This window comes from Paraburkholderia sp. BL6669N2 (assembly GCF_003387275.1).
Lineage (GTDB): Bacteria > Pseudomonadota > Gammaproteobacteria > Burkholderiales > Burkholderiaceae > Paraburkholderia.
Map to the genome: position 1 here is coordinate 2,904,441 of NZ_QUNA01000002.1, position 12,695 is coordinate 2,917,135.

Genomic DNA, 12,695 nt, shown 5'->3' on the forward strand with positions numbered 1-12,695 from the left:
CCGTGCAGCGGGGATTCTCTCTTCAATCGGTTCAATCTAGACTTACCTCCATCGAGATCACCTGGCGCAAGCCGTCGGCCATTCCGGTAATTCACTGATACGACCGACGCGACGCTCGACTCGGCAATCTTCGCCACGGACACACATCCGCACATGGACGGCGGCCCCAGCGTGGGCGCTCCAGGCATTGTTTGTCGCATTGCGAGGCATTGCGAGCGGTGACCTTCGTACCTTTCGTGTCGAACCGGCCAGCAAGACGAGTCGGCGCGCAACCGAACCGTGGAGGCAGTGATGCAACGTGCAGTCGTCAACGAACCGATCCCGCCGGCATTCAACGTGTGGCGCGGCGCGCTGGCAGGCGCCAGCGCGAGCCTTGTCGGTATCGGCCTCGCGCGCTTCGCCTACACCCCGTTGTTGCCGGCCATCGTCAGCGCGCACTGGTTTCCGGCGTCGACCGCCGCGTATCTCGGCGCGGCTAATCTCGGCGGCTATCTGGCAGGCGCGCTCGCGGGCGGCTGGCTGGCGCGGCGCTTCGACGCGACCACCGTGTTACGCGCGATGATGCTGCTCGCGACCGTCGCGTTCGTCGCCTGCGCCGTTCCGGTTTCGTTTCTCTGGTTCTTCGTCTGGCGCTTCGCATCGGGCCTCGCGGGCGGCGCGCTGATGGTGCTGGCCGCGCCGACGATTCTCGCGCACGTGACTCCATCGCGCAGGGGTTTTGCGAGCGGCGCGATCTTCAGCGGTATCGGTCTCGGCATCGTGGCATCCGGGACGATCGTGCCGATCCTGCTGCGCCAAGGCCTGATGCAAACGTGGTTGGGACTCGCCGCGATCTCCCTCGCGTTGACGGCCGTCGCATGGAACGGCTGGCCCGGACGAGGCGAATCCGTCGCACAGCACGCCTCGCAACACACACGGCATAGCCAGACCTATCCGGCTGCGTCGCTGCGCGCGCTCTACACCGAGTATGCGTTGAACGCCGTGGGCCTCGTTCCGCACATGATCTTTCTCGTCGATTTCGTGGCGCGCGGCCTCGGCAAGGGTCTCGATGCGGGCGCGCAATACTGGGTGCTGTTTGGACTCGGGGCGATCGTGGGCCCGCTGCTGACAGGTCATCTGGCTGACCGCGCCGGCTTCGGTCCGGCATTGCGTGTCGCCTATGTCCTGCAGATCGTCGCGGTCGCGTTGCCGGCTGTCGTGCGTGGCCCGGCGGCGTTGATCGTGTCGAGCGTCGTGGTCGGCGCATTCGTGCCGGGCATCGTGGCGCTCGTGCTCGGCAGGATCAATGAATTGCTCACTCATCATCCGGCGGCCCAGAAAGGCGCGTGGAGCGCGGCAACCACCAGTTTCGCCGTCTTGCAGGCCGTCGCGGCGTACGGTTTGTCGTTTCTATTCGCGCACGACGGCGGCAACTACACGACGCTGTTCGTGATCGGTGCGGCGTCTTTGGCGCTTGCTCTCGCGGTGGACCTATTCGGCGCGCTTCGGTTCGGTCCGAAGCAAGCCTAGCCACTCCGCTGCAGGCGACTCTACCCATTACTCGAACTGTGAGAACCCCATGACCTCCGATATCCGCTTTCTGCAGGCACTCGGCATGCAGCATCCCATCATTCAGGCGCCGATGGCCGGCATCTCGACGCCCGCCCTCGCCGCCGCTGTTTCCAATGCCGGCGCGCTCGGCTCGATCGCCGTGGGTGCGAGTACCGCGCAGCAGGCGCGCGAGTTGATCGTCGCGACACGCGCGCTCACCAGCAAGGCATTCAACGTCAACGTGTTCTGCCATCGGCCGGCTTACAGCGATCCGCTTCGCGAAGCCACGTGGCTGGCGCATCTGCAACCGCTGTTCGCTGAGTTCGGCGCCAGAACACCGGTCGTGCTCAAGGAGATTTACACCAGCTTCGTGGTCGACGAGGCAATGCTCCAAGTGTTGATCGAAGAACGTCCCGCTGTCGTCAGTTTTCATTTTGGGCTGCCCTCGCGCGAATGGATCGACGCGCTTCATCGCGCCGGCATTCTGCTGTTCGGATGCGCGACCACACCGCACGAAGCCTTGCAGATCGAGCAGGCGGGACTCGATGCGATCGTCGCGCAAGGCGCGGAAGCAGGCGGTCACCGTGGCGTCTTCAATCCGGACGACGACGCGATGATCGGCACCCTGGCGCTGGTCCGGCTGATCGCCAAACAATCGACGCTGCCGGTCATCGCCGCGGGCGGCATCATGGACGGTCAAAGCATTGCCGGCGCATTGCTTCTCGGCGCTAGCGCCGTGCAGATGGGCACCGCGTTCGTGCTGTGTCCGGAATCGGGCGCGGATGCCGCCTACCGGCACGCGTTGACCAGTCAACGCGCGTACCGGACGGCCGTGACGGCCGCAATCTCCGGCCGCCCTGCACGCGGTTTGAGCAACCGGCTGTATATCGACGTAGACTCGCCGGACGCGCCGCCGCTGCCCGACTATCCGATTGCATACGACGCCGCCAAAGCCCTGAACGCCGCAGCCCGCGCCAAGGGCAATTCCGATTTTGCCGTCCAGTGGGCCGGCCAGGGCGCGCCGCTCGCGAGAGCGTTGCCCGCTGCGCAATTGGTTGCCACATTGATGAGCGAACTTGCCGAAGCGGAGGGTCAGTCACGCTCGCATTCGTTTGCCGGGAAGACGATATGAACACCCCCTCGCAAGTTTCCGTGCCGTCCGATCAGCCAACGCGCGGCCTCGACTATTCCGCGCGACATGAACGTTACTGGCGCCGCAATCTGGCCGTGTGCGTATTCGGCTCGTTCACCACGCTCGTCAGCCTGAGCATGCTGCTGCCGTTTTTGCCCATCTACGTCCAGCAACTCGGGGTGCAGTCGCAGTCCGCCGTCATCCAGTGGTCGGGCATCGCGTTCGGCGCCACGTTTCTGGGCACTGCTGTCACCGCGCCCGTGTGGGGGCGCCTTGCCGATCGTTATGGCCGCAAGCCGATGCTGGTGCGCGCGGCCGTCGGCATGGCCGTGGTGATGTCGTTGATCGGCATTGCGCACAACGTGCATCAACTCGTCGCCCTGCGTTTGCTCGCGGGCCTGGTGGGCGGCTACTCGTCGGCGTCGACGGTGATGGTCGGCACTCAGGCGCCGAAGGAACGTGCGGGCTGGGCGCTGGGCGTGTTGTCGACGGGCGCGCTGGCCGGCAACCTGATCGGGCCGCTCGTCGGCGGTTTTTTGCCTGGCTGGCTCGGCATTCGCGGCACGTTCTTCGCCGGCGGCGCCATGATCGCGGTCGCCGCATTGCTCACGATCTTCGTCGTCAAGGAAGATTTTGACCCGGCCGCTCATTCCACGCGGCGTCCCGCCGGGCACGCGCCGGCGAGCACGCATCGCAACAACTATCCGGTGATCGCCGCCTTGCTCGTCACCGCGATGATGGTGCTGCTCGCCAACATGTCGATCGAACCGGTCATCACGGTCTACGTGGGCAGTCTCGGCGTGCCGTCACTTCATCTGGCGCGCGTGGCGGGCATCGTGATGGCGTGTTCGGCTTTCGGCAGCATGCTGACGGCTGCGCGCCTCGGCGCATTGGCCGATCGGGTCGGCAGTTGGAACGTGATCGTCGCTTGCCTGGTGTTGACGGGTCTGGTGATGATTCCGCAAGCGTTCGTTCACGCGTGGTGGCAACTGGCGGGATTACGCGCGCTGATGGGCATGACGCTGGCCGGTCTTCTGCCTGCGATTGCCAAACTGGCCCGGCATGCAGTGGAAGAGCACAAGACCGGTCAGATGCTCGGCTATTTGCAGTCGGCGCAATTCAGCGGACAGGTTGTCGGTCCGATTATCGGCGGCGTGATCGCGGTCCATCTCGGGCTGCACTCCGTGTTCTTCGTCACCGGGTCGCTGCTGGTGGCGTGCGCCGCGCTTGCGCAGTGGGCGCGCACTCGTCAGAGTCTCGCTGCCTGAGCGGCGAGACTGCCGCCGTCATTCGCCTGCGACTGTTTTACCCGCCGGATTCTTCACCCGCGCGTGCAACTGCGTGCGAATCTCGCTCGCGACCGACGGCGGCAGCGGAATATAGTCCAGGTCCTCCGCAGCCTGGCTGCCGTTCGTCAGCGCCCAGTCGAGGAATCTCAGCGTTTCCTCGCCGCGCTCCGGTTTGTCCTGCGTGCTGTGCAGCAAGACATACGTCGCGCCGACAACGGGCCATGCGTTCGCGCCCGCCTCGTTGGTCAGGATCGGAAAGCGCGATCTGGACCAGTCGGCGCTCGCGGCGGCGGCCTTGAAAGTTTCGGGTCCTGGCTGTACCACGGCACCCGACGCATTTTCCATGGCCGCGTACGCCATATGATTCTGCTTCGTGAAGTCCCATGCCACGTAGCCGATCGCGCCCGGCAAATGTTGTACGAAGGTGGCGACCCCTTCGTTGCCTCGCCCGCCTATTCCGCGCGGCCAGCGCACTGAAGTCCCCTCGCCGACCTTGCTCTTCCACTCGGGGCTCACCTGCGCGAGAAAGTGCGTCCAGATCAGCGTGGTGCCTGAACCGTCGAGCCGACGAACCACGGCGATAGGCGTGTCGGGCAGCTTGATCGTGGGATTGATGGCGGCGATAGCCGGAGCATTCCAGCTGACGATTTTGCCCAGGTAGATATCTCCAAGCACACGCCCCGAGAGAATCAACTCGCCTGGCTTGATACCCGGCAGATTGACGACCGGCACGACGCCGCCGATTACGGTTGGAAACTGAATCAGCCCGTTCTTCATCAACTCGTCGTCGCTCAGCGGTGCGTCCGAGCCGGCGAAATCGACCTGGCTGACCATGATCTCCTTCAAGCCTTCCGTCGACCCGACAGCGCGATAGCTCACCGTGCCGCCACCCGCACGCTGGTATGCGGTGGCCCATTTCGTATAAATAGGCGCGGCAAAGGTGCTGCCGGCGCCAGTGATGTCAGCGCTGTGCGCCGCGACCGCCAGAAAAGCGCCGGCCACGCCGGCCAACAATGTTTGTGTATAGCTCACGAAAGACCTCACTCGGAATTGTTGTTGAAGCTCATGAAGTGAAGCTCGCCGGGTAACGACGCGTGGCGTGGAGAAACTATTGTCTGGCGGACTTTCTTACGCTTTCTATTTCCACCGGTTGTTCGTCGCGCTGTGGTGTGCCGATTTGAAAGAGGGCTCGCGCAGCGCGGTAATGACAACTTTTCTTATTACAGGTCGGTGACGAGCGGGAAGCAAATTGAATCGCTCTATCAACACAGCACGGAAACGACACACCATTCGATTCGCCATACTGAACAGCGTGGCGTCTTCCTCCGAGCGAAGGTAGGGTGAATCGTCGCGCGAATTCCGTTTTGTCCACAGTACCGGCATGCCCCTCAGGATTTTTACGTTGTAGGATGGATATCGCAGTTGCTAAGCTATCCGACACGCGTCACCTTACGTTCACCTCACTTCCGTCCGCTTCAGGGACTCATGCGACTCGAGCCGATGAACTCCACACCTGACACGCGTGATCCCGCATCTGCAACCGCCTCCACACAGGAGCGGGTCGCAGACAATCCCAACAAACGAGGCGGCACGATTGCGCCGGACATGTCACCGGCAGTGGCTTTTTCGACGCTGGCCACGCCAATGGCCGCGCAAGTGGCGCTACGCATCGGCAGCTTGTGCGTGAGCGCGGATGCGGAAAGTCCGCACAAACTGCGTGTCGTGCTGCGGCGCTTGCGTTCGCTATGGTGGGCTTACGATCCGCTTATCGACAGATCGCGGGCAAGATGGCAGCGGCGTGAATTCAAGGCGCTCGCCGATTCCGCCGGTCAAACGCGTGACTGGGATATCCTGAAACACTTACTGGCGGAAGACGTGTCGACACCGCATGCTTTCGCGGCGCTCATCGAACGTCTCGATCTATTGCGTGGCAATGCACTGTTGCGCAGTCGCGCAACGATTGCAGACGCGAACGCCGAAGCCATGCTGACACAGCGAATAGCGAGTGTGATTCAGCAACTCGACGCGTGCTCGTTCGACGAACCGCTCACGGCGTTCGCCGCGAACCGTGTTGCAACGGCGAAGCGGACGCTGCGAAAACGTTTGAAGCGTGTGCTGGAAAATCCGGACGCCGGTTACGCCGAACTTCACGACGTCCGCGTCGCGGGAAAGAAAGTTCGCTATCTGCTGGAGTTTTTCGCGCCGCTACTCGATAGCAGCAACGAGATCAGCGTCGCGGAACTGACGCAATTGCAGGACGAACTAGGCAAGCTCAACGATATTGTTTCGAGCGAAGCGCTGCTTCTGGCGCATGCGGATCGGCTGGGTGAGCCTGGCATGGTAGGCGACGCAATCGCGTATCTCAGGAATCGCAAAGACCAGCACATGCAGCGTGCGAATGCAGAAATACGCGCACTCAACGACCGGCTTGCCCTTGAGCGTCCCAGCACCGGCGTGAACTGACGCTGACGATATCGCGCTATACGGCGACTGCCAGTACCGCCGAAGCCGGACACAACAGCTCTTATCGTTCCTTGCGGCGGCGAAATGCCCACCATCCCGCGAGCCCGGTAAAGCCGGCGACAAGCAACACCATCACCCAGAAGCCGTGCCGGTTTTCAGCGAGCGGAATACCGCCCACATTCATGCCGAAAAAACCCGCGACGATATTGATCGGCATCGCCAAAACCGTCACCAGCGTGAGCGTAAACAGCGTACGGTTGTTCTGCTCTTCGAGGCGGGAGATGATCTCCTCCTGCAGCAGCCTGACCCGTTCGATCAGCCCGGCCACATCGGAGAGAACCACGGAAAACTCTTCCGTCGACTCGCGCAGATCCTGCACGTCCTCCGCATGAAGCCAGCGCGGCGGCCGTGCCAGCAGGCGGAAGATCGCGCCGGGTTCAGGCGCCAGCATGCGCTGCAAGCGCGTCAGCATACGGCGCATCGCGCCCAGATCGATCCGGTTCTGTGTGGGCCGCTGCGACAGGAACCGGTCCTCGATCCGGTCGACGTCGGCGCTGGTCCGCCGGACGATCTGCACCAACAGGTCAGCCTGGTCATGCATCAGATGAACCAGCAATTCCGCCGGCGACCTGAATACTTCTCCCTCCCGAACCGACGCACGCAGTCGGTCCACCGAGCGCAGCGGCTTGAGACGCGCGGTCACGATGATTCGCTGATTCGCGTAAATCCACAGCGTCGCAATCTCGGAGGGAGTGAACTCGAGATTGAACATGACGTCGTTCACGACCGCGCGTAATGCGCCGTCCGCGTGTTCGATGCGTGTGGAGTGCGAGCCTTCGCGCAATGCGTCGAAAAACGTCTCGGGCAATTCGAGCTGGGCTCTCATCCAACGCTCACTGGCGCTATGTGCGAGATTGAAGTGAAGCCAGAGAAACTCGCTGCCTTCCTTCGCGGGGCCGTGGGCGTCGTGGGCCTGGAGCCATTCGGCGACTTCGTCGGCGTCGATCGAGCGACCGGCGCGATTCGAAGAAAAGAGAAAGCCGCAGACCATGCCGGACGAGTCCGCGCCGTAGGTTTGCAGTAGCAGATCAGATTTCATAGGTCATTCAGCGTTTGCTTCCCATGCGGGATTGGCCTATCCGGCAATCTGGCGGCCAAAATCAGAACCGTGGCTGTCACCACCCGATTCCAACTTCCGGCGCCGCGCAGATTGAACCGGAATCAAAGGTCCGAGCATATCGCGGCGGATCAAAAGAAGGTTAACCCGCTAGTTTTCATGACGTCGGCTTAGCGAATGCTTAAGCTTAGCCAAGCGGATCATTTAATTTGAGTAGTCACAAGAACGTCATATTTCGCCCTTAAGTTGCAGCCAATCGAAGGCGATTGCGTCGCCGTGAGGAGTCTCACCATGAATCTCAAGCAACTTACGCTGGTTGTGTGTGCGCTGTGTGCCGGCGCCGCACACGCCGCCGACATCACGGGTGCCGGTAGCACCTTCGCCGCGCCGATCTATACGAAATGGGCCGACGCCTATCAAAAGACCGGCGGCGGCAAGGTCAACTATCAGGGCATCGGTTCGTCGGGCGGCATCAAACAGATCATTGCGAAGACCGTGGATTTCGCCGGCTCGGACGCTCCGCTCAAAGACGACGAACTGGCCAAGGACGGCTTGTTCCAGTTCCCGACCGTTGTCGGCGGCGTGGTGCCGGCAATCAACGTGCCGGGTGTAAAGGCCGGCGAACTGGTGCTGTCGGGCGAAGTGCTCGGCGATATCTATCTCGGCAAGATCAAGAAGTGGAACGATCCCGCGATCGTCGCGCTGAACCCGAAGGTCAAGCTGCCGGATACCGATATCGCCGTGGTTCGCCGCGCCGACGGTTCGGGCACCAGCTTCATCTGGACGAACTATCTGTCGAAGGTCAACGCAGACTGGAAGTCGAAGGTCGGTGAAGGTTCCACGGTCAACTGGCCGACGGGCACGGGCGGCAAGGGCAACGACGGCGTCGCAGCCTTCGTGCAGCGTCTGCCGGGCGCGATCGGCTACGTCGAGTGGGCGTACGCGAAGCAGAACCACATGACCTATGCGTCGCTGAAAAATGCAGCGGGTACCGTGGTCGCACCGGCGACCGACACCTTCAAGGCAGCGGCAGCAGGCGCGGACTGGTCGAAGTCGTTCTACCAGATTCTGACGAACGAGCCGGGCAAGAACGCATGGCCGATCGTCGGCGCGACGTTCGTGCTGTTGCACACGGCGCAGGACAAGCCGGCGCAGGGTGCCGAAACACTGAAGTTTTTCGATTGGGCGTTCAAGAACGGCGGCAAGGCAGCGGATGATCTCGACTACATTTCGCTGCCGGAATCCGTGACAGCTGAAATCCGCACGCAGTGGAAACAGAAAGTGAAGGACGCGTCGGGCAAGCCGGTCGCGCCGTAAGCGTCGGATTCATGGGGCGCGCGTCGCATGCGCGCGCCTTTCTCCATTGCGCGTCTGACCGGTGGCTAACGTCAGGTCGCGACTTTCGACATCACCGCCGTGGCCGGATCGTAACGGTAGCCCTTCTGCGCGAGCTGGTGCGTCATCGTCGCGGCAATCAGTTTTTGCTGCGTCTCCCGCGAGACCAATTCGTGATCCGGCTTGAGCCGCTCCAGTTCGGATGAAAGCCGCCTGACAAGCGCCACCTCGCCGGTGCTGCGTGCGTCGATGAACAAGATCTTCTCGCTTGCCAGACCGAGCCGCTGCTTGAGGTCTTTTGCATGCGCGACCCACTGCTCGGCTGTCGTGCGAAGCTCGCTCATGGCCTTTGCATGGGCTTTGGCCTGCGTCGACATCTGCCGCTGCAAAGCCGCGACCTCCTCCGTATTGTCGTTCTGCTCGGCACGGGCTGCTAGCTGCTGGGCGCGTTGTGCGTGTTGCGCTATGGCCGCGGTTTGTGCCACGACGCGCTGCTCCAACTCCGCGACATGGCGTTCGGCGGCCTCCGCGCGCTCTCTCACGGCGGAGGCATCCTGCGATAGCCGAGCGAGGTTTGCACTCACGAGTGTCTTCGCCTCGGTCACGGCGCTGATCTGCTCGCGCGCCTCGTCCAGTTCATGCGTGACGCGCTGCAACTCGCTGAGTTGCGCCGACGCTTCCTCGGCCCGCACCCGGGCCGCCTCGCGCTCCGCGATCAGCAGAGCACGCGCTTGTTTCAACTCAGCTTCCACTGCGACGAACTGCGCGTGGTTCTCGCTTGCCTGCGCTTCAACAGCCTGTACCTGCGACGAAGCCGCGTTCAACTCTGTCAGCAAGCGTGCCGACTCTTCTTCCTTGGCCTGATAGGCGCTGTTCAACGCGGCGATCTGCTGCTGGGCTTGATCGCGTTCCTCAGTGGCTCGCGCTATTTCATCGTGCTTTGCCGATAGCTCTGCGGCCAACTCCGCTCGAGCCTTGCGTTCTTCTTCTAGCGAAGCCGTCGCGGCTTGCTGTTCGGCAACTTGCGACGCTGCGCGCTGCGCGAGTTCTTCCACCCGCGCTTCGGCTGCCTGCGCGCGCGATGTTGCCGCGCTCAACTCCTCAGACAATCGCGTCGCTTCTTCCGACTTCGCCTGATGGGCCTCGCGCAAAGCGGCGAACTGCTGTCGCGTTTGATCGTGTTCCTGCGTGATTCGCGTTACATCGTCGTTCCTGGCTGAGACAACCGCGGTCAACTCTTCACGTGCTTTGCGTTCTTCGTCCAGCAACGCGTTCGTCGCTGTCAGACTGGCATGATCCGCCGATGCACGCTGTTCGAGCTCTTCTACACGCGTCTCTGCTGCTTGAGCGCGTGACGCCGCCGTGCTCGCTTCCTGCGACCAACGCGTCGCTTCTTGCGAGCTCGCCTGATACGCGGCTTCCAACGTCGCGACTTGCTGCAGCGCCCGGTCGCGCTCCTGAGTGAGCTGCGTTATTTCGTCGGTCTTGCTGGAGATGGCTGAAGCCAGCTCTTGACGTGCCTTGCGTTCCTCTTCGAGCGACGCCTCATAGGCGCTACGCAGCGACGTGATTTCCTCCAGCGCAAGATCACGCTCCTGGGTGACGCGCGTCATCTCATCGTTCGTGACGGAGACGATCGAAGCTAATTCCTCGCGTGCTCTGCGTTCCTGTTCGATCGATACCTTCGCAGATTCCAACTCCTGGTCTTGCAACGACACACGCCGCGCCAGTTCTTCCGCGCGCGCCTCCGCGGCTTGTGCACGCGACGAAGCCGCGCTCGCCTCCTGCGACCATTGCGTGAGTTCTTGCGACTTCGCCTCATGGGCGTCGCGCAACGCGGCGATTTCCTGCTGAGCGTGATCGCGTTCCTGCGTGACTCGCGTTACCTCATCGTTCTTGCTCGTCACAACCGCGGCCAACGCTTCGCGCGCCTGGCGTTCCTCTTCGAGCAACGCGCTCGCGGCTTCCAGTTTGGTCTGGTCCTCGGACGCGCGCTGCACGAATTCCTCGATGCGTGCCTCCGCAGCTTCAGCGCGCAAAGTAGCCGCGCTTGCCTCTTGCGCGAATCGCGTCGCCTCCTCTGTCTTCGCCTGACAGGCATCGCTCAATGTTGCGGCCTCGTGCCGCGCCTGATCACGCTCCTGAATGACCTGCGCGACTTCATCGGTTTTGCCGGTCAGCGCCGTGGCCAACTCTTCACGTGCGAGGCGTTCCTCGTCAAGCGAGGCCTTTATGCCTTCCAGTTCGGCGTCGTGTGCGGACGTACGCTGCTCCAGTTCGGCGACGTGAGTTTCGGCCGCTTCGGCGCGACCGGCGGCGCTCGCGCGTTCCGCTTCGAGGCGTAGGGCAGCGCTTTCCGACGCGCTCAGCGCGTCCGTCAGCGCGCTGAGACGGTTGCGCCCCGTTTCGATTTCGTCGATGCTCTTTTGATACTCGGCAAGCGCTTCGTCCCGTTCCGCGAGGGCTGCTTCCAGGTCCTGGTTCACCGCGGCGAGGCGTTGATTGAACGCCTTCTCCGCATCGTGCTGGGACGCCGTCCAGATCCGATCCGCGGCGCTGATGACCGTTTCGGCGAGGCCCTCCGGCAATCCGGGCTGGACCTGTGCTTGCGGTGTGTCGGCCTGCCGCGCCTCGCGCCAGCGTTGCAAGGCCGCGACTATCGCCACCAGCGAACCGCCGCGAACCTCTTTCCAGATTGTCACTGGCGAAACTCTTTTGCCCTCTTCGACCATGCGATCGGCAATTGCAGCGATCTGTTCGTCGGTGATTGGGTCTGTGTCCGTGGACATATGCGCCTCAAGAATCAATGTAGCGGGGCGAAAGGTTAAATTTTCAATACGTTACTACGTCTGCGGACGTCCGGCGACGTTCGGGATCCAAGCTAAATGACAGCTAATGGCACGCGGACCGATGATATTAGGGCTCGACGGTCTTCTCGAATGCGCGGAATAGCGGACCATAAGGCCGCTATATCGTCGCGGATCGTTCGCGCAAGAGAGGTATCGGCGATACCGGTAGAGGCGCTTGCCTTGTTAGCCCGCACCGACGTTGCAAGAATGCAGCGGCACCGAGTGGGACACCGTCGGCGAGGAAATGCGAAGCGGCGTCGACATGACACACCTGATACCGAGGTATATGGCAATGCGTATTTCGTTTCTGCATACGATGGATGGGAACCGCCAGGTGTTTGAGCAGGCAGCAAAAACGCTTGGATTGCGGGCCGAAGATCTCCACCATGAAGTGAGAGCGGACCTTCGCGAGGCCGTGGATCAAACGGGGGCGTTTTACGACGAGTTGCGCGCCCGCACAAAGCAGCGTCTTCTCGCGCTGGCAGCCGATTCCGAGGCTGTCGTTCTCACCTGCGGCACGCTCGGCCCCGCGGTGGCCGATATCGCGAGTCCGCCTGTGCCCATCGTCCGGGCGGATGTCGCTTTGGCTGTCGCGGCAGCAGAAGTGGGCGGGAGCATCGTCGTGTTGTGTGCGGCTGAATCGGCTATCGAGTCGACGAGGAAGCTCTTTACGGAGCATGCGAGCAAAAGCGCTGCGTCCGTGGAAGTCGTTCACGTCGGCCACGTTTGGGCGCTGTTCAAAGCGGACGAGATTCAAGCATGCCTCGCGGCGACGGCGTCATCAGCCGACGCCGCGTATGAGGCAGGCGCGAGCGTTGTCGCATTCGCTCATCCATGGATGGCGGCCGCCGCCGGCTTGGTCCAAAAGGGTAGACGGCCGCTCGATAGTCCGAGCGCGGCGCTGCACGCCGCCACACAGCGATTCAGCGAACGCTCGGGAGACGCCTCATGATGCCCGCCTCCACGATAACCGCCTGCGA

General features: G+C 62.5%; 9 protein-coding genes. 6 read left to right on the forward strand and 3 right to left on the reverse strand.

Going from position 1 to position 12,695, the window contains the following annotated elements; genetic code table 11:
• Nucleotides 1–291: 291 nt before the first annotated feature.
• The 3 genes from B0G80_RS35505 to B0G80_RS35515 are packed head-to-tail and all read left to right on the forward strand — an operon-like array spanning nt 292 to nt 3,930.
• Complete coding sequence (locus B0G80_RS35505; protein WP_116122413.1) at nt 292–1,509, forward strand: YbfB/YjiJ family MFS transporter; 1,218 nt, start codon at nt 292–294, stop codon at nt 1,507–1,509.
• Between the two features lie 49 nt (nt 1,510–1,558).
• Nucleotides 1,559–2,662: a nitronate monooxygenase family protein gene (locus B0G80_RS35510; RefSeq protein WP_116122414.1), complete on the forward strand. Its 1,104-nt coding sequence runs from the start codon at nt 1,559–1,561 to the stop codon at nt 2,660–2,662.
• Nucleotides 2,659–3,930, forward strand: a complete 1,272-nt coding sequence (locus tag B0G80_RS35515) for an MFS transporter (RefSeq protein ID WP_116122415.1) — start codon at nt 2,659–2,661, stop codon at nt 3,928–3,930. Before B0G80_RS35510 ends, B0G80_RS35515 begins: the two co-directional genes overlap by 4 nt.
• Before the next feature lie 18 nt (nt 3,931–3,948).
• Here B0G80_RS35515 and pstS (B0G80_RS35520) read toward each other — a convergent pair whose 3' ends face one another.
• The gene (gene pstS / locus B0G80_RS35520) at nt 3,949–4,983 is read right to left on the reverse strand and encodes a phosphate ABC transporter substrate-binding protein PstS (protein WP_116122416.1); all 1,035 of its coding nucleotides are present in this window, start codon (nt 4,981–4,983) and stop codon (nt 3,949–3,951) included.
• A gap of 468 nt (nt 4,984–5,451) precedes the next feature.
• On the opposite strand from pstS (B0G80_RS35520), the gene B0G80_RS35525 reads away from it, so the two are divergent.
• Nucleotides 5,452–6,414 (forward strand): CHAD domain-containing protein, encoded by a 963-nt coding sequence (locus tag B0G80_RS35525; RefSeq protein WP_258879141.1) that lies wholly within the window; start codon nt 5,452–5,454, stop codon nt 6,412–6,414.
• 61 nt (nt 6,415–6,475) lie between these two features.
• On the opposite strand, the gene B0G80_RS35530 is transcribed toward B0G80_RS35525, so the two are convergent.
• A complete protein-coding gene (locus B0G80_RS35530) occupies nt 6,476–7,513 on the reverse strand; it encodes a transporter (RefSeq protein WP_106282692.1) in 1,038 nt (345 codons plus the stop codon).
• Nucleotides 7,514–7,822: 309 nt separating this feature from the next.
• Between B0G80_RS35530 and pstS (B0G80_RS35535) the strand changes: the two genes are divergently transcribed.
• The gene (pstS, locus tag B0G80_RS35535) at nt 7,823–8,848 is read left to right on the forward strand and encodes a phosphate ABC transporter substrate-binding protein PstS (protein WP_116122418.1); all 1,026 of its coding nucleotides are present in this window, start codon (nt 7,823–7,825) and stop codon (nt 8,846–8,848) included.
• A 71-nt stretch (nt 8,849–8,919) separates the two neighbouring features.
• Here the strand turns inward: pstS (B0G80_RS35535) and B0G80_RS35540 are convergent, their stop codons facing one another.
• Entirely contained in the window at nt 8,920–11,655 is a 2,736-nt protein-coding gene (locus B0G80_RS35540; protein ID WP_116122419.1) for a DNA-binding protein, read from the reverse strand.
• Between the two features lie 346 nt (nt 11,656–12,001).
• Here B0G80_RS35540 and B0G80_RS35545 point away from each other — a divergent pair, with 346 nt between their 5' ends.
• Complete coding sequence (locus B0G80_RS35545) at nt 12,002–12,667, forward strand: arylsulfatase (protein WP_258879142.1); 666 nt, start codon at nt 12,002–12,004, stop codon at nt 12,665–12,667.
• Nucleotides 12,668–12,695: the final 28 nt, after the last annotated feature.